Here is a 16578-nt window from a genome sequence, read left to right as displayed (position 1 = left end):
TTCCTACTTTGGTAAGCTTTCGAAAATAGCATTTACATAAGTCCTTAGTTCTTCCTCGAGATTATTGGGGGTAATAACATCACTGGCCATTCCCCTCCACACGATCTCATTCGTTCTACGGTCAATAAGGTCGATGACCAGGGTTCCTTCTTTATAAGGTACCTGCTCAATATTAGAGCCGGTAATGCGTGGTACGGTATAGTAATTATTATAGGCATAATTGCGATAATAAGGGCCCACGTAATACCCGGGACGGTAATACCTGTAGTTGGTATAAACCGGGTTGGCATTTGCCGCTATATCTTCGTCCATCATTAAGTGGTAATAAACCAGCAGGTCCGGCTGGTTTCTGTCAAGCCGGTAATCTTTGTCCTGCATGTTCTCATTGACCTCATCAATGATTATCTCATTTACATAAGCATTGTTATATCTGGTGGTCATAATAGTATCCTGATTGGGTAAAAAAGCATAGCTACTGAAGGAGCTCATACTCCTGGCCGTCTTTTTATCGCTGTCTACTTTAGGACCGCAACCGGTCAACAGGATACTCAGTAAAAATCCGAGGCTGAAAACGTATTTTAAAACTCTCATTGTCCTTTGTTTTTAGGGTTTTGAATGAAGATAGGGATTAAAAGAAAAACAGGTTGTAGTCTCAAAAGGTTTAAAAATAATTTAACCTCCACTCCTTAAAATTAACATTAAAATAAGCTTATAATTCGCATAAATTTACCTTTTTGCATGTTGAGATGATATTCCTTAATTTAGACTAAAGAAAAAGAAGATGCTGTTAGAAAGAGTAAATCTCCGCGACAGGCTTGAGAGCTTAAGGAACAAGGAAATTCCGGAAGAATCACTGTTGGCCGAGGTCCGTAAGATCTTTGAGGCGGAAGAAAAGAAGGAGGAAGAGATCCTGGAGCGATTGCAAAACGGGGATCCTGATGATATTGATGGGAATGAATTGAACATTGACCTGCTGGAAAGTAACAGGATCTTTCATATATCCCAGATCAAGAAATTGTGTGTTGATTACCGGTTAAGATTTTTGAATACCCGGTATTTCAAAGGAGAGCTGCCGGGAGAGGCGATCATAGCTATAAAAGACCTGGAGCGAATCCACAAATCCACCCTTCGCGGCTTCCGACTCATTGCGCCGGCAAAATATTTCAGGTTGGAGAATGCAGATGATCCTATTCTTTTTGCCCCTATCGGTAACGGCTACTTTTACCTGATTCACAAATGGGGAAAGGACATCCATCCCCTGAGGAAAATTAAGATGTGGCCTCTAAGGAACCTGGAAAACCTCATTGTCTTTAGTTTCTTTTTAAGTTTCTTCCTCACTTTCGGGATAAGGGAAGTGTTTTTTTCAACTTATCAGGAGACCTCTCAATTCCTCATTCTTTTTATGTACACATTTAAATCTGTTATCGCGCTTACTTTTTTCTACGGAATAAGCCTGGGCAAGAACTTTAGCTCCGGAAACTGGAACAGTAAATTCTATAATGCCTGATTAATTGTTAAACTCTGACTAAAACCTCCGGAGGGTTCAAAACCTATTCATAAATTTAGTTCCAAAAACCAATCATTATGAGTTCAGAAGATCAATACGAAAGAGTTTATACCGGTTCTGAAGTGAATGTACAATACCTCCAGGAACTTTTGGAGAAAGAGGGGATTAGCAACCGCGTTCGCAACGATTTTGATTCGGGGTTGAGAGCCGGTTTTGGAGGTGGTCTTCCGGGGCAGGTACAGCTGTTCGTAATATCCTCCCACCTGGACGAAGCGCTTAAAATTGTTGAAGCTACTTTTCCAGAACATAAATAATGTATATGGCTGAAACCCGCAGCAGAAATTACCTGAACCTAGTTCTTGGAATTGCCTTTCTAGGGTATGGCTCATGGCGGCTCTATACTTATATAACCGGAAATCAATATGAGACCTTTCGCCTTATTGTGGCGGTGACCTTTGTTCTTTTTGGGCTGTGGGACCTTTATTTTTTCTTTAAACCGCGCCTGAAAAAATAATTTTTTTCATCTGAAGATCTTCCTGAATCAACAAAATTTAACTTTTAATTTCCAATCCCCAAATAGGGAAGATCAGGAAATAAAAAAGGTATCCCAGGGATACCTTTTTATTTTATATTTATTTTATAAATCACAGGGTTTACACCTTAACAGCATACATCTGCTCCCGCTGTTCCCTTATTTTCTTATCATTCATATATTCATCAAAGCTCAGATAACGGTCAATAGCACCACCCGGAGTAAGTTCAATTACCCGGTTTGCCACTGTTTGGGCAAATTCATGATCATGAGTGGTGAATAATACGGTTCCCTTAAAATTCTTAAGGGAATTATTGAAGGCAGTAATAGATTCCAGGTCCAGGTGGTTGGTAGGTTCATCAAGCATTAGCACATTCGCACGCATCATCATCATTCTGCTGAGCATGCAACGCACTTTTTCACCTCCCGAAAGTACCCGTGAAGTCTTTAAAGCCTCCTCCCCGCTAAAGATCATCTTCCCAAGGAAACCACGAATATGGACCTCTTCTCTTTCCTCTTCTGTCTTAGCCCATTGACGGAGCCAATCTACAAGGGTAAGATCATTATTAAAGTATTCTGAATTGTCAAGTGGCAGGTAGGACTGGTTCGTAGTGATCCCCCAGCTGAACTTTCCTTCCAGTGGTTTTTGTTTTTCGTTCAGGATCTCATAAAAAGCTGTGGTCGCTCTGGAATCTTTTGAATAAACCACCACTTTATCGCCTTTTGCAAGATTGATGTTTACATTTTTGAACAACACCTCTCCCTCAATAGATGCGGCAAGGTTTTCAACATTCAATATCTGGTCTCCCGCTTCCCGTTCCCTTTCAAAAATAATGGCAGGATACCTACGGCTGGAAGGTTTGATATCATCAATATTCAACTTCGCAATCATTTTTTTACGGGAAGTTGCCTGTTTAGACTTCGCTACGTTTGCACTAAATCGTCTAATAAACTCCTCCAGTTCTTTCTTCTTATCTTCAGCTTTCTTGTTCTGCTGAGATCTTTGACGGGCTGCAAGCTGCGAGGATTCATACCAAAAAGTGTAATTCCCGCTGTAATGATTGATTTTTCCGAAGTCAATATCAGAAATATGGGTACAAACCGAATCAAGAAAGTGACGGTCGTGAGAAACCACGATCACTGTATTCTCATAATTGGCCAGGAAATTCTCCAGCCAGGTGATGGTCTCATAATCCAGGTCGTTGGTAGGCTCATCCATGATCAAAACATCGGGATTCCCAAAAAGCGCCTGTGCAAGGAGCACCCTCACCTTAAGTTTATTATCAAGATCACCCATTAAAGTATAATGGCTATCCTCTTTTATCCCAAGGTTTGAAAGTAAAGTAGCAGCTTCACTGTCTGCATTCCACCCATTCATTTCTTCGAATTCAACCTGCAATACCCCTACACGTTCGCCGTCTGCATCACTAAAATCTTCTTTGGCGTAGATCTCATCCATCTCCTTCTTGATCTTATACAGAGGTTTATTCCCCATGATCACCGTCTCAAGAACAGGATATTCATCATAAAGGTTGTGGTCTTGTTCAAGGACAGACATCCTCTTCCCCGGCTCTAAATGAACATGGCCGGAAGTAGGGTCTGACTTGCCGCTAAGGATCTTTAGAAAAGTAGATTTTCCCGCCCCGTTGGCACCAATCACTCCATAGCAATTTCCCTGGGTGAAGGTAGTATTCACCTCATCAAACAAAACTCTTTTTCCGAACTGTACGGAAAGATTTGAAACTGATAACATAGATTAAATTCTGAAATTTTTGCAAAAGTAGCCAATTAAGCTCATTCCCGGAAATATTAACTTTTTTAATCCTTCATTTAACTTTGAGTTAACAGCGGAAACAGCGTTCTCCACCTACTTTTGGTTTCCCATAATTTTGGCCCTCCGAAACTTTTGAAAAAAAATAGACTAAATACCCTTCCCCCTGCCCTGCCTTTAAGTTTCTTACTGGCTTTTTTCCTTGTTTTTACTTCTTGCAATGATTTAGACAGGAGCGATGTTAACTACGCTTACCTGGGTGGTGAGATCATCAATCCAACATCAGAGTATCTGGTGATCAAAAAAAACGGAAAAGTTCTGGACACCGCCTATCTCGACGACCGCAATAGGTTCAGCCTTAAAATTGACAGTGTCGGGAGCGGTCTGTATGTTATCGAACATAGACCGGAATTCCAGAATGTCTACCTGGAAGCCGGAGACAGTCTTCTCCTGCGGGCAAATACTCTTGCTTTTGATGAATCCTTACACTTTAGCGGAACCGGGGATACCAGGAACAATTTCATGGCCGAGATGTTTCTGTTGGATGAAAACAATTCTGATCTATTGGTTTCATACTATAAAACAGATCCCGCCAGGTTTATTGAGAAAACAGACTCGATCAGGGCTGAGCGACTAAGTAGCCTGGAGCGAATCCATGAAAAACATAAATTTTCTGAAAGCTTTCTTGATCTTGCCAGAAAGACGATAGATTATGAATCTTATGACCTTAAGGAACGATATACCTACCTGGTAAATAAATATTACGATGAGTATGCTGCCCAGATATCTTCCAATTTCCATGACTACCGAAAAGATGTTCGTTTTAATGAAAAAACCCTTCAATGCAGCCCGGCATACAAAAGGTTCATTGGGAATTATTTGATCAACAGGTCTTTCCTGTGGTGCGAGAAACAAAATATGGTTGAAGAAGACTGTTTTGATCTCTCAAACCAGGAAAATATCAAGGCAAGGATCAAAATGGCAGGAAACCTGCTTAATGTGCCCTCATTACGGGAACATTTTCTTACTAAACTGGGATCCCTGGGAATTATTCTGGCAGAAAGCAGGGAAGATATCCTGGACATCATTGCTTTACTTGAGAAAAAAGGCTTATCTGAAAATGCAATTCAGGATATGAAGAAGCTGGGAACAATTCAATTGGCTTTTCTTCCGGGAACTATTCTCTCAGATGTTCCCATGATAACTCTAACAGGAGATCAAAAGCCTATTGGAAAGATCATCTCAAGACCGGCAATAATTTTCCTGTGGTCTATCTATTCTCATGACCACCAGGAAGAACACAAAATGATGGAGGAATTAAGGGAAAAATATCCTGAGATCGATTTTATAGGAATTAACCTTGATGTGGGAGAAACTTCAAATTGGAGAATGGCAGTGCAGAAATACGGCTATGACCGTAATAATGAATTTCAATTAGCTTCTTCCAGTGTTGAAAATCGTTTCCTGCAGTTTTACCTCAACAAATTGCTCTTCCTTGATTCTTCAGGCGAAGTGGTCATAGGAGATACCTTCCAAAATTCGCCCGAGTTCGAAAGCCGTATCCTTGAATTCCTCAACCGCTAAATAAAAAAGGCCTTCATCCCGAAAGATAAAGGCCTTGAACTTCTTTTCTTTGATCTTTAGTTTCCTTTGTTGTGATCTGCAAGGAATTTCTCCAATCCAATATCTGTTAACGGGTGGTTCAAAAGTCCGGTGATCGAAGAAAGAGGACCGGTCATAACATCTGCCCCAATCTTTGCACAATCTATCACATGCATGGTGTGACGTACAGAAGCAGCCAGGATCTCGGTTTCAAAACCGTAGTTATCATAGATCAACCTGATCTCCGAAATAAGGTTCAACCCATCTGTTGAAATATCATCAAGCCTTCCTATAAATGGGGACACATACGTTGCCCCTGCTTTTGCGGCCAAAAGAGCCTGTCCCGGGGAAAATACCAGAGTACAGTTGGTTTTGATACCCTTATCACTAAAGTATTTGATGGCTTTAATTCCTTCTTTGATCATAGGAACTTTTACAATGATCTGCTCATGTAGTTCTGCAAGCTCTTCACCCTCTCTAATGATCCCTTCAAGATCTGTCGCGATCACCTCTGCACTCACATCACCGTCAACGATCTCACAAATTTTCTTGTAATGTTTGAAAATATTGTCTTTCCCGGTGATGCCCTCTTTCGCCATTAAAGATGGGTTGGTGGTTACTCCGTCAAGAACTCCCAATTCCTGGGCTTCCCTTATCTGATCAAGGTTGGCGGTATCAATAAAAAATTTCATAGTGTGTTGTATAAAGGATTAAAAAATACTGAAAATGCTTTTTTTTCAGAATACTGCAAAACTACAATTTATAATGTTTTAGCAGTAATCTCTCATAAAGTTTATCGGGCAGGATGCGCTTTAATGCCACAGAGAACTTCTGCAGGGGCTCTCCCACCTTATAATGGACCTTGGGATTAGGGGTGTTGATCACCTTGTAGACAGCCTCTGCCATAACATGTGGGTTTTTCCCCTCGTCAACATGCTTATCCATTAATTTCAAGGTATTCCCATAGGCTTGTTCATAAGGTGAACCTTTCACCACAGGTGCATGGTACCTTCCGGCCGCAATATTGGTAGCAAAATCGCCAGGGGCGATGTTGGTCATTTTAATGTTGAAAGGCTTCAGTTCCATCCTGAAAGCCTCAGTGGTAAGTTCCAGTGCTCCTTTTGAGGCGGAATAAATTCCGCGGTAAGGCAGCCCCATATATCCGGCAATGGAGGTAATATTAATAATAAGTCCGCCTTTGTTCCTGCGCATCCCGGGGAGCACCTCCTTAATGACGCTGACCGGTCCAAAATAATTGGTATCAAATGCTTTTTTGATCTCCTCGTCAGGAGTTTCTTCCAGAGGCCCTGTTATTCCAATTCCAGCGTTATTGACAAGCACATCAATTTTCCCCGCCTCCTCGATCACATGCTGAACAGCAGATCTTACAGACTCAGGACGGGTAACGTCAAGAGCAACCAGAGGAAAAGACGTTTTACGTCCTTCCGGGTTTCGGCTGGTACCGTAAACGATAAAGTCTTTGGATTGAAGAAATTCTGCGATGGCTTTTCCAATTCCTGAAGAGGCACCGGTAATAAGAACGACTTTTGGAGAGTTACTGTCTTTCATGTCGCAAAGATGCAACAAAATTTCACTAGCAGAAACAAAAAATGGCAAGCGACCCACATCACACCGCTACGACCGCTTACCCTTGCTGCGTTCCCGCCCTGGGGGATTCAGCAGGAGCTGGTTGTGTGGGACTTGCCGGTGCAAATATACGACCTTTCATACTTTTTGCAAGTATTTTCTAAACTGAATTAATTAATTTAACTTGCTTTAAAATCTATGAAAAGAATGAGATCATTTAACTATCTGTTCCTGTTACTTTTAAGCGTTTCAACTTTTTCCTGCGGAAATGACCCCGAAGAAACTCCTTCTGATTTTTCCCTGAATTTTGGGGATAATAAGACCGAATATAAACTGGGAGAGACCATTTCTGCGCAGGTAAACGGCACTTCAGGTAAACAGATCGACTCTGTTGTTTATTTCTTTCAGGAGGAAAGGCTCCAAAAAACTTCGGGAACGGAAAACCTTTTGCATACCTTCAGAAATGAAAAGCTTGGAAAATGGGATTTTTCAGCCCGCATCTATACGGGAAGTAATTACCAGGAAGCTTCCAAAGAGATCACCCTCTTCAATGACAAGGCTCCTGTGGCTTACACCTATGAGGTAATCAACGCTTACCCTCACGCAACAGATGCTTATACACAGGGGCTCGAGTTCTATAAGGACGAACTTTATGAAAGTACCGGGCGTTATGGCCAGTCTTCCCTGCGGAAGGTCGATCTTAAAACCGGGGAGGTGTTAAGAAAGATAGATATTCCTGATACTTATTTTGCCGAAGGAATAACCATACTTAATGACAAGATCTACCAGCTTACCTGGAAAGAGGATGTGATCTTTATCTACAATGTCAACACTTTTGAAAAAATCGATGAATTTACCTACCAGGAGAGTGAACAAGGCTGGGGTCTCACCAACGACGGAGAAAAACTCTACAAAAGTGACGGCTCTGAAAAGATATGGATCCTGAACAAAGACAGCCTGGCCGAAGAAAGTTATATTCAAACCCTTACCCATCGAACCATTTCCACCCAATTGAATGAACTTGAATGGGTGGAAGGAAAGATATATGCCAATACCTATCAAAAAGACGGGGTAGCAATCATTAATCCTGAAAACGGCGCTATAGAAGGCGTGATCAACTTCCAGGGGCTACGGGAGCAACTTGGCAACACCGAAGACCTCGACCCTATAAACGATGTGTTGAACGGCATCGCCTATAATCCCAATACTAAAAAACTATATGTGACCGGGAAGGACTGGGATACCTTGTTTGAAGTAGAAATAAAAGAAAACTAGCTATGGTAGTTCCTGCTGAGATCTATACCCATCACCGAAAGGTCACCAAAGATGACCTGGACGATCTCAACCACGTGAATAACGTTATTTACGTGCAATGGATACAGGATATTGCCAAAGAACACTGGGAGGTAAGGGCAACAGAGCAGCTGAAAAAGGAATTTATCTGGGTAGTGATCCGTCATGAGATTGATTATAAGAAACAGGCATTTCTGGGTGATGAGATCCTCATAGAAACTTATGTTGGGGAAACCACCTTTGTCACTTCAGAGCGGTTTGTAAATATTAAGAATGCCAAAACAGGGGAAGTGCTGGTGGCCGCAAAATCTATGTGGTGCTTACTGGATGCAGCTTCAAAACGTCCCACAAAGATCACTGAAGACCTGCGAAGCGTTTTCCATAAAAAATGAGATTCCTCTACACCGTTTTTCTTATGCTGATCCTGGTGCTCTGGAGCTCCTGCAGATCTGATTTTGAGTCGGTAGAAAGCACCGGAAAACTGGAATTTTCGAGAGATACGGTATATTTAGATACCATCTTCAGCAATATAAGTTCTGCCACCTACAGTCTCAAAGTTTACAACCGCAGCAATGAGGATATCCATATCCCAAATGTTGCACTCGGTAAGGGAGAAGATTCCCGGTACCGTCTTAATGTTGACGGTCTTGCCGGATCTTCCTTTAATGATATTGAGATCCAGGCCAGGGACAGTATTTATATTTTTATCGAAGCTACGGTAGACCTTCAGGACCAGCAAGAGAATACTTTTCTGTATACAGATGTTCTCGAATTCAGGTCCAGCGCCCATATTCAGGAGGTACCGGTAGTGACGCTCGTGAAAGATGCCGTTTTCCTCTTCCCCACAAAAGATTCCGAAGGAAATATCGGGACCATACCCACTGGGAAGGATGAGAATGGAGAAGACCTGCAGGTACAGGGCTTTTGGCTGAGTGATGATCAACTAACCTTCACCAACGAAAAAGCCTATGTGATCTACGGTTATGCAGCTGTACCTTCAGGAAAGAATCTGACCATAGAACCGGGTGCCCGAATCTATTTTCACAGCAACAGCGGATTAATAATTTCAGAAAATGCTACGCTCCAGGTGAAAGGAACCTTCAGCAATGACAGGGAGAAGTTGGAAAATGAAGTGATCTTCCAGGGAGACCTTCTTGAAGCAGAACGGCAGGATACCCCTGGCCAGTGGGGAACTATTTGGTTTAGAAGTGGCAGTACAGATAATATCATGAACTTCACCACTATTAAAAATGCAGGAATAGGAGTATTGGTTGAAGGCAATCCAGGGGCACTCTCCCCTACCCTCCATGTAAAAAACACGCAGATCTATAACTCATCCATCACCGGACTGAGGGCTGAAAATGCAAAAATCCTGGGTGAGAATCTGGTGGTCAATAACAGCGGACAAGCTTCCCTGCACCTTTCTTCGGGTGGAAATTATGAATTCAGGCACTGCACATTTGTTAATTACTGGAGCGGGTCATTTCGGGAATTCCCATCAATTTTCATTGAGGATATCTCCGGAAGTGCAAATGCAGGAGACTATTTCAGGCTTAGAATATCTAACTCAATCATCTACGGAAATGAAAATCGCGAACTTCTGTTCGACCTCAGAGACAACAGCAATATTTCCGCAGTATTCCTTAATAGTCTCATTAAGTTCAAGGATGAGGGAAATATTTTTTCTGAAGATCCTTTGTATGATTTCAGCAATGAAAGCATCTACCCTAACCTGATCCTGAATGAAGATCCCACTTTCCGGAACCCACTGAAGAATGATCTAAGGCTGCAGGCAGGGTCACCGGCCATAGATAAGGGAGATCCGGCCACTGCCACCCAGGTTCCCGAAGATCTACTCAACATTTCCCGAACCGGCGCACCGGACATAGGTGCCTACGAATGGGTTGCTCCTGAAGAAAACCAGGAATAAAAAAAGGGTGCAGGAATATCATATTTCCGGCACCCTGATTTCTAAATATCTGTTGGACTTAATCTTTAAAAAGAGGCTTCCCCTTCATCATATCGATCACTTCATTTCCAATCTTTTCCAGTTCTTCCTCGTCCTGGTAATTGTTAATGACCCGGTCTATAAAATCAACGATGGTTGCCATATCCTCTTCGACCAGACCACGGGTGGTAACCGCAGGAGTACCAATCCTGATCCCCGAGGTTACGAACGGGGATTTGTCATCAAAGGGCACCATATTTTTATTCACCGTTATATCTGCTTTCACAAGAGCTTCTTCAGCATCTTTTCCTGAAATGTTCTTGTTACGAAGGTCGATCAACATCATGTGGTTATCTGTACCGCCAGAGATCACTTGATAATCCTTAGCCATAAATGCTTCGGCCAGGGCTCTGGCATTCTTTTTCACCTGCACCATATAATGAAGGAACTCATCTGTAAGGGCTTCACCAAAAGCTACTGCCTTGGCTGCAATGATGTGCTCCAGGGGTCCTCCCTGGTTTCCCGGAAAAACGGCACTGTTGAGCAAAGTGGACATCTTCTTGAGATTGCCATTCTTAAGTTTCTCTCCAAATGGATTGTCAAAATCCTTGCCCATCATGATGATCCCGCCGCGAGGCCCGCGCAGGGTTTTATGAGTGGTTGAAGAAACCACATGACAGTGCGGTAGTGGATCGCTTAATAATCCTTTTGCAATAAGACCGGCAGGATGCGCAATGTCAGCAAACAAAATAGCTCCAACGCTGTCTGCTATCTCCCTGAATTTTTTATAATCTATTTCCCTGGAATAGGCACTGGCTCCCGCGATGATCATTTTCGGTTTTTCCTCTTTGGCTATCCTGGCGACTTCATCGTAATCTATAAGCCCGGTTTCCTTGTTCACCCCGTAAAATACAGGTTGATAAAGCTTTCCGGAGAAATTAACGGGTGAGCCATGAGTAAGGTGGCCCCCATGAGAAAGATCGAATCCCAGGAATTTATCGCCTGGGTTCATGCATGCGTGAAACACTGCAGTATTCGCCTGCGAGCCCGAATGGGGCTGCACGTTCGCGTATTCTGCATTGAACAATTCTTTTAGGCGCTCAATGGCAAGGTTTTCCACCTCGTCAACCACTTCGCAACCTCCATAATATCTTTTCCCGGGATATCCTTCAGCATATTTATTGGTAAGTACAGAGCCTGCGGCTTCGAGTACCTGATCACTAACAAAATTCTCACTCGCAATTAGCTCCAGTCCGTTAAGTTGTCTTTCCTTTTCAGCATCAATTAAATCGAATATTTCCGTATCCCTTTGCATATGATTTTTTTACGTTAAATAATACTCAAAAATAGCAAATACATTCGGTTCTTAGTAAGAAAATAATATATTTGGTTCGAATTGATTTTAACAAAATACCAACATTTATTATGTCTATTACAGCTAACGATCCCAAAAGAAAAACATGGCTGGAAGTTTCCCAGGATTCTGATTTCCCTATTCAGAATATTCCTTTCGGGGTCTTTTTGACCAGGGATGATGTGATCACTATTGGAACCCGTATAGGAGATACTGCCATTGATCTGGGTGCACTTCATCAACTGGGATATTTTGATGGAATTCCACTGACAGACGATATATTTCTCCAGGATACATTGAATGATTTTATTTCTGACGGAAAGAAAACCTGGCGTCTGGTAAGGAACCGAATTGCCGATATCTTTGACCAGGGGAATTCTAAACTTCGGGACAATGAAGAGCACCGAAAAGTAGTACTTTTTGGTCTTGATGAAATTGAAATGCAGCTACCTGTACAGGTAGGAGACTATACAGATTTTTACTCAAGCAAAGAACATGCTACCAACGTGGGAACCATGTTCAGGGATCCCGAAAACGCTTTATTGCCCAACTGGCTTCACATTCCGGTGGGTTACCACGGAAGGAGTTCCTCTATAATTCCCAGCGGGATTCCCATCCACAGGCCTCAAGGACAAACTTTGCCTCCGGGAGCAGAAGAGCCCGTTTTCGGACCTTCCAAAAGAGTGGACTTTGAGCTGGAAATGGCTTTCATCACAACAGATGCCAACCATCTTGGGGAACCTATTCCCATTAATGAAGCAGAAGAATACATTTTTGGGCTGGTATTGTTCAATGACTGGAGTGCCCGTGATATTCAAACCTGGGAATATGTTCCTTTAGGACCTTTTCTGGCCAAGAATTTCGCCTCTTCCATTTCTCCCTGGATAGTTACCCTTGACGCTCTTGAACCTTTCAGGATCGAAAGCCCGAAACCTGAAAAGAAATTACTTCCCTATCTGCAGTTTGAAGGAAAAAAGAGTTTTGATATTGAGCTGGAAGTTTTCCTGAAGCCTGAAAATGGTGAAGAAACAAGGATCTCAAGGTCCAACTTCAAATATATGTACTGGAATATGAGCCAGCAGCTTGCCCACCACACGGTAAATGGTTGTCCCGTAATATCCGGAGATATGATGGGCTCCGGAACCATCTCTGGTCCTACACCAGATTCCTATGGCTCTATGCTCGAACTTTCATGGAAGGGTGAAAAACCGGTCAAACTGAATGACGGCAGAGAAAGGAAATTCATTGAAGACAATGACACCGTGATCATGCGCGGGCACTGTAAAAGGGAAAATTACCGCATTGGTTTTGGAGAGGTAAGTACTAAATTGCTTCCGGTCTTTGAACCCAAGAAAAAATAATATTTCTACTCCATAAATAGAAAAGAGCCACAATTTGTGGCTCTTTTCCTTTACTAATTACTAAACACTAGTGACGACCTTCTTTTCGTCCCTGTTCTTCACGGTTACGCTGCATTTCTTTATCCTTATCCCTATTCGCGTCTTCCTGTTTTTGCTTATCTCTGTCTCCTGCAGCTTCCTGTGCAGGCCTTTTGCTTCCTTCCTGGTGACGTTTTTCCTGGTCACGCTTTTCCTGTTCACTCTGATGCTCTCTTTGCTTTTCCATAATACAAATTTTTTTGGTTACACTTATTTTTCTTGTCATAAATATACCCATTTAAAAACCTGTAACTAGCTGATTTAAATATATTTAACAGCATTTAATTGGTTTAACAAAAAGTCTCCTTAGATATGTTCTTTCAGGGTTGAAGCCTTCACTGAATGATGGGACGAATGGTGTACTACGGTCTTTTCCTTTATTATGAGCATCTGCGGACTTTCATGACGCACGTTGAACCGGTTTGCAACCTCACCGGAAATATCCCTGTTAGCCAGAAGATCCAGGAAATAGAGTTTTAGATCTGAGGTTTCTTTCTCCCCGAACTCCCTCTCAAAATTACTGAGAACCATTCTACTAATTCCACATCTTGTAGAATGTTTGAAGATCACTACCGTTTTTCCTGTAGATTCTTCTTCGATGTTGTCCAGTTGGTCCATTTCAGTCAAAGGATGCCATGGCACCTCTTTGATCTCCTCTTTGGCTATATCGTCCTCACTTTTAAATATTTTATCAAATAATCCCATGATCTTTACTTTTTTATAAAATTACTATTCTTTGTGCTTATTCCATGGTACTAAAGACTAATTTTTCACTAAAAGAATTTTAATGCCCGCTTAAAATGAACTATCTTTATAAGACAAAAAGTCAGTAAAATCTTACTGAAACCAGCCATTTTGTCTCCCCCAACCTGCTGGTATATGAATTGCTATCTTCAGAAAAAACAACGACTATGAATCTGAACAACTTTACCATAAAATCGCAGGAGGCGATACAGCAGGCTCAGCAACTGGCCCAGGAACTAGGTCATCAGCAAATTGAGAATGAGCATCTTTTCAAGGCGATTACCTTAGTGGATGAAAATGTCACTCCTTTCCTGCTGAAAAAGCTTAATATCAACGTGAATCTCTTCAACCAGATCCTGGATAAGACTTTGGAGAGTTTCCCCAAAGTGAGCGGGGGTGATATCATGTTATCCCGGGAAGCTTCGAGATCTTTAACCGAAGCTTCAACTATCGCAAAAAAGATGTCTGACGAATATGTTTCGGTGGAACATATAATCCTGGCCATCTTTGCCTCAACCAGTAAAGTAGCCCAGATCCTGAAAGATCAGGGTGCTACAGAAAAAGGTTTGAAAGCGGCGATCGAAGAACTTAGGAAAGGTGAAAAGGTCACTTCCCAGAGTGCTGAGGAAACTTATAATTCCCTGAACAAATATGCAAATAACCTCAACAAACTGGCGGAGGAAGGAAAACTGGATCCTGTAATTGGTCGTGATGAAGAGATAAGGAGGGTATTACAGATCCTCTCCCGAAGAACCAAAAATAACCCTATGCTGGTGGGAGAACCCGGGGTTGGTAAAACCGCAATTGCTGAAGGTCTTGCCCATCGTATCATTGCAGGAGACATCCCTGATAATCTTAGGGATAAACAAATCTATTCTCTTGATATGGGTGCTCTCATAGCCGGTGCGAAGTATAAAGGAGAATTCGAGGAACGCCTGAAAGCGGTGATCAAAGAAGTAACTTCAAGTGAAGGCAATATTGTGCTGTTCATTGATGAGATACATACGCTTGTTGGCGCAGGAGGCGGACAGGGAGCGATGGATGCGGCAAACATTCTTAAACCTGCGCTCGCCCGGGGAGAACTTAGAGCAATTGGGGCAACAACCCTTGATGAATACCAGAAGTATTTCGAGAAAGATAAAGCCCTTGAAAGGCGTTTCCAGAAGATAATGGTAGATGAGCCCGATACAGAGAGTGCGATCTCTATACTTCGCGGTATTAAAGAAAAATATGAGACCCACCATAAAGTGAGGATCAAGGATGAAGCTATCATTGCGGCTGTAGAACTGTCACAACGTTATATTACCAACCGCTTTCTACCCGATAAAGCCATTGACCTTATGGATGAGGCTGCTTCAAGGTTGCGTATGGAGATCAACTCTAAGCCCGAGGAACTGGATGTTCTTGACAGAAAGATCACGCAACTGGAGATTGAAATGGAGGCCATAAAACGAGAAAAGGACGAAGCTAAACTGAAATCTCTACATGCAGATCTCGCTAACCTTAAAGATGAACGAAATGAGCTTCACGCTCAGTGGAAGAATGAAAAAGAAGTAGTAGATAATATTCAGACTTCAAAATCAAATATTGAAGAGTTCAAACTGGAGGCCGAAAGAGCAGAAAGAGAAGGTAATTACGGAAAAGTTGCCGAGTTGCGCTACGGAAAGATCAAGGAAGAACAGGAAAAACTGGCGGTCCTTCAGCAGCAACTGGAAGAGAACCAGCAGGGAAAATCCCTGATCAAGGAAGAGGTCACCAATGAAGACATTGCCGAAGTAGTGGCAAAATGGACGGGTATTCCGGTGAAGAAAATGCTTCAAAGCGAAAGGGAAAAGCTGTTGAAACTGGAAGACGAACTTCACAGAAGAGTTGTAGGGCAGGAAGAAGCCATTGAGGCCGTAAGTGATGCGGTGAGAAGAAGCCGTGCAGGACTTCAGGACCAGAAGAAGCCAATTGGTTCCTTCCTCTTCCTGGGAACCACCGGGGTGGGTAAAACAGAATTAGCCAAAGCCCTGGCCGAATATCTGTTTGATGACGAAAGCGCCATGACCCGAATAGATATGAGTGAATACCAGGAGCGTCATGCGGTGAGCCGCTTGGTGGGAGCACCTCCGGGGTATATAGGATATGAAGAGGGCGGACAACTTACCGAGGCGGTGAGGAGGAAACCTTATTCTGTAGTACTTCTTGATGAGATCGAAAAAGCTCATCCCGACACCTTTAATATCCTGCTACAGGTCCTTGACGAAGGAAGACTTACCGATAACAAAGGACGCCTGGCAGATTTCAGGAATACGATAATCATCATGACCTCCAACATAGGTTCTCACATTATCCAGGAAAAATTCGAGAATCTGAAAGATCTGGATACTGCCATGGAAGGTGCTAAGACCGAGGTGCTGGCTCTGTTAAAGCAAAGTGTGAGGCCTGAGTTCATTAACCGTATTGATGATATAGTGATGTTCGCTCCTCTCAATAGAAAGAATATTATTGAGATTGTTGGGCTGCAGCTCAAAGGAGTTAAAAAAATGCTGGATAAACAAGGAATTACCCTTGACGCCACAGAGGAGGCCATTGCCAATCTCGCTGAGAAAGGTTTCGATCCTCAATATGGAGCACGCCCCGTAAAGCGAACTATCCAGCGGGAGGTTTTAAACAAACTCTCCAAAGAAATACTTAGTGGTAATATCAAGACAGACAGCATCATTCTCCTGGATGCCTTTAATGACCAATTGGTCTTTAGAAACCAGGAAGAGATCGCTGAAAGTTAGTTTTCAATTAGTGGTGATTAATGAGAACGG

16 protein-coding genes and 1 other RNA gene are annotated in these 16578 nt (G+C 42.5%); 9 read left to right on the top strand and 8 right to left on the bottom strand.

What is annotated here, in order from left to right; genetic code table 11:
* Positions 1 to 3 precede the first annotated feature (3 nt).
* Positions 4 to 591, bottom strand: a complete 588-nt coding sequence (locus ACFSTG_RS00200; RefSeq protein WP_380747286.1) for a DUF4136 domain-containing protein — start codon at positions 589 to 591, stop codon at positions 4 to 6.
* Between the two features lie 190 nt (positions 592 to 781).
* On the opposite strand from ACFSTG_RS00200, the gene ACFSTG_RS00195 reads away from it, so the two are divergent.
* From ACFSTG_RS00195 to ACFSTG_RS00185, 3 genes are all read left to right on the top strand, one after another.
* The gene (locus tag ACFSTG_RS00195) at positions 782 to 1507 is read left to right on the top strand and encodes a hypothetical protein (protein WP_380747284.1); all 726 of its coding nucleotides are present in this window, start codon (positions 782 to 784) and stop codon (positions 1505 to 1507) included.
* A 77-nt stretch (positions 1508 to 1584) separates the two neighbouring features.
* On the top strand, positions 1585 to 1821 hold the full coding sequence (locus ACFSTG_RS00190) for a putative signal transducing protein (RefSeq protein WP_380747282.1): 237 nt from the start codon (positions 1585 to 1587) through the stop codon (positions 1819 to 1821).
* A gap of 5 nt (positions 1822 to 1826) precedes the next feature.
* Positions 1827 to 2021: a hypothetical protein gene (locus ACFSTG_RS00185; protein WP_380747280.1), complete on the top strand. Its 195-nt coding sequence runs from the start codon at positions 1827 to 1829 to the stop codon at positions 2019 to 2021.
* Between the two features lie 139 nt (positions 2022 to 2160).
* Here the strand turns inward: ACFSTG_RS00185 and ACFSTG_RS00180 are convergent, their stop codons facing one another.
* Entirely contained in the window at positions 2161 to 3792 is a 1632-nt protein-coding gene (locus tag ACFSTG_RS00180; RefSeq protein WP_380747278.1) for an ABC-F family ATP-binding cassette domain-containing protein, read from the bottom strand.
* 153 nt (positions 3793 to 3945) lie between these two features.
* Between ACFSTG_RS00180 and ACFSTG_RS00175 the strand changes: the two genes are divergently transcribed.
* Positions 3946 to 5394, top strand: a complete 1449-nt coding sequence (locus tag ACFSTG_RS00175) for a TlpA family protein disulfide reductase (protein ID WP_380747276.1) — start codon at positions 3946 to 3948, stop codon at positions 5392 to 5394.
* A 56-nt stretch (positions 5395 to 5450) separates the two neighbouring features.
* On the opposite strand, the gene fsa is transcribed toward ACFSTG_RS00175, so the two are convergent.
* From fsa to ffs, 3 genes are all read right to left on the bottom strand, one after another.
* Complete coding sequence (fsa, locus tag ACFSTG_RS00170; RefSeq protein ID WP_380747274.1) at positions 5451 to 6104, bottom strand: fructose-6-phosphate aldolase; 654 nt, start codon at positions 6102 to 6104, stop codon at positions 5451 to 5453.
* Positions 6105 to 6165: 61 nt separating this feature from the next.
* Positions 6166 to 6981, bottom strand: a complete 816-nt coding sequence (locus ACFSTG_RS00165) for an SDR family oxidoreductase (protein WP_380747272.1) — start codon at positions 6979 to 6981, stop codon at positions 6166 to 6168.
* A 39-nt stretch (positions 6982 to 7020) separates the two neighbouring features.
* Positions 7021 to 7119, bottom strand: an RNA gene (gene ffs, locus ACFSTG_RS00160) — signal recognition particle sRNA small type.
* 87 nt (positions 7120 to 7206) lie between these two features.
* Here ffs and ACFSTG_RS00155 point away from each other — a divergent pair.
* From ACFSTG_RS00155 to ACFSTG_RS00145, 3 genes are read left to right on the top strand one after another with little or no spacing between them, the layout of a single operon-like run.
* The gene (locus tag ACFSTG_RS00155) at positions 7207 to 8274 is read left to right on the top strand and encodes a glutaminyl-peptide cyclotransferase (protein ID WP_380747270.1); all 1068 of its coding nucleotides are present in this window, start codon (positions 7207 to 7209) and stop codon (positions 8272 to 8274) included.
* A 2-nt stretch (positions 8275 to 8276) separates the two neighbouring features.
* Positions 8277 to 8684, top strand: coding sequence for an acyl-CoA thioesterase (locus ACFSTG_RS00150; RefSeq protein ID WP_380747268.1), 408 nt, complete (start codon positions 8277 to 8279; stop codon positions 8682 to 8684).
* Positions 8681 to 10222, top strand: a complete 1542-nt coding sequence (locus ACFSTG_RS00145) for a choice-of-anchor Q domain-containing protein (RefSeq protein WP_380747266.1) — start codon at positions 8681 to 8683, stop codon at positions 10220 to 10222. The genes ACFSTG_RS00150 and ACFSTG_RS00145 overlap by 4 nt, the downstream gene beginning before the upstream one ends.
* 58 nt (positions 10223 to 10280) lie before the next feature.
* Here ACFSTG_RS00145 and ACFSTG_RS00140 read toward each other — a convergent pair whose 3' ends face one another.
* Positions 10281 to 11555 (bottom strand): serine hydroxymethyltransferase, encoded by a 1275-nt coding sequence (locus ACFSTG_RS00140; RefSeq protein WP_380747264.1) that lies wholly within the window; start codon positions 11553 to 11555, stop codon positions 10281 to 10283.
* Between the two features lie 110 nt (positions 11556 to 11665).
* Between ACFSTG_RS00140 and fahA the strand changes: the two genes are divergently transcribed.
* Complete coding sequence (gene fahA, locus ACFSTG_RS00135) at positions 11666 to 12955, top strand: fumarylacetoacetase (RefSeq protein WP_380747262.1); 1290 nt, start codon at positions 11666 to 11668, stop codon at positions 12953 to 12955.
* 67 nt (positions 12956 to 13022) lie between these two features.
* On the opposite strand, the gene ACFSTG_RS00130 is transcribed toward fahA, so the two are convergent.
* On the bottom strand, positions 13023 to 13220 hold the full coding sequence (locus ACFSTG_RS00130) for a hypothetical protein (RefSeq protein ID WP_380747260.1): 198 nt from the start codon (positions 13218 to 13220) through the stop codon (positions 13023 to 13025).
* A gap of 119 nt (positions 13221 to 13339) precedes the next feature.
* On the bottom strand, positions 13340 to 13738 hold the full coding sequence (gene ytxJ, locus ACFSTG_RS00125; RefSeq protein WP_380747258.1) for a bacillithiol system redox-active protein YtxJ: 399 nt from the start codon (positions 13736 to 13738) through the stop codon (positions 13340 to 13342).
* Positions 13739 to 13944: 206 nt separating this feature from the next.
* Between ytxJ and clpB the strand changes: the two genes are divergently transcribed.
* Complete coding sequence (clpB, locus tag ACFSTG_RS00120) at positions 13945 to 16548, top strand: ATP-dependent chaperone ClpB (protein WP_380747256.1); 2604 nt, start codon at positions 13945 to 13947, stop codon at positions 16546 to 16548.
* The last annotated feature ends 30 nt before the right edge of the window (positions 16549 to 16578 follow it).

This window comes from Salinimicrobium flavum (assembly GCF_042684505.1).
Lineage (GTDB): Bacteria > Bacteroidota > Bacteroidia > Flavobacteriales > Flavobacteriaceae > Salinimicrobium > Salinimicrobium flavum.
The sequence above is the reverse complement of the archived record's forward strand: the minus strand, read 5'-3'. Positions and strand labels throughout refer to the sequence as shown.

Coding starts and splice junctions, on each gene's coding strand:
- ACFSTG_RS00130 (WP_380747260.1), bottom strand. CDS start 13,220: ATGGAAAAGCAAAGAGAGCATCAGAGTGAACAGGAAAAGCGTGACCAG.
- ACFSTG_RS00145 (WP_380747266.1), top strand. CDS start 8,681: ATGAGATTCCTCTACACCGTTTTTCTTATGCTGATCCTGGTGCTCTGG.
- fahA (WP_380747262.1), top strand. CDS start 11,666: ATGTCTATTACAGCTAACGATCCCAAAAGAAAAACATGGCTGGAAGTT.
- ACFSTG_RS00150 (WP_380747268.1), top strand. CDS start 8,277: ATGGTAGTTCCTGCTGAGATCTATACCCATCACCGAAAGGTCACCAAA.
- ACFSTG_RS00155 (WP_380747270.1), top strand. CDS start 7,207: ATGAGATCATTTAACTATCTGTTCCTGTTACTTTTAAGCGTTTCAACT.
- ACFSTG_RS00165 (WP_380747272.1), bottom strand. CDS start 6,981: ATGAAAGACAGTAACTCTCCAAAAGTCGTTCTTATTACCGGTGCCTCT.
- fsa (WP_380747274.1), bottom strand. CDS start 6,104: ATGAAATTTTTTATTGATACCGCCAACCTTGATCAGATAAGGGAAGCC.
- ytxJ (WP_380747258.1), bottom strand. CDS start 13,738: ATGGGATTATTTGATAAAATATTTAAAAGTGAGGACGATATAGCCAAA.
- ACFSTG_RS00200 (WP_380747286.1), bottom strand. CDS start 591: ATGAGAGTTTTAAAATACGTTTTCAGCCTCGGATTTTTACTGAGTATC.
- ACFSTG_RS00185 (WP_380747280.1), top strand. CDS start 1,827: ATGGCTGAAACCCGCAGCAGAAATTACCTGAACCTAGTTCTTGGAATT.
- clpB (WP_380747256.1), top strand. CDS start 13,945: ATGAATCTGAACAACTTTACCATAAAATCGCAGGAGGCGATACAGCAG.
- ACFSTG_RS00190 (WP_380747282.1), top strand. CDS start 1,585: ATGAGTTCAGAAGATCAATACGAAAGAGTTTATACCGGTTCTGAAGTG.
- ACFSTG_RS00140 (WP_380747264.1), bottom strand. CDS start 11,555: ATGCAAAGGGATACGGAAATATTCGATTTAATTGATGCTGAAAAGGAA.
- ACFSTG_RS00195 (WP_380747284.1), top strand. CDS start 782: ATGCTGTTAGAAAGAGTAAATCTCCGCGACAGGCTTGAGAGCTTAAGG.
- ACFSTG_RS00180 (WP_380747278.1), bottom strand. CDS start 3,792: ATGTTATCAGTTTCAAATCTTTCCGTACAGTTCGGAAAAAGAGTTTTG.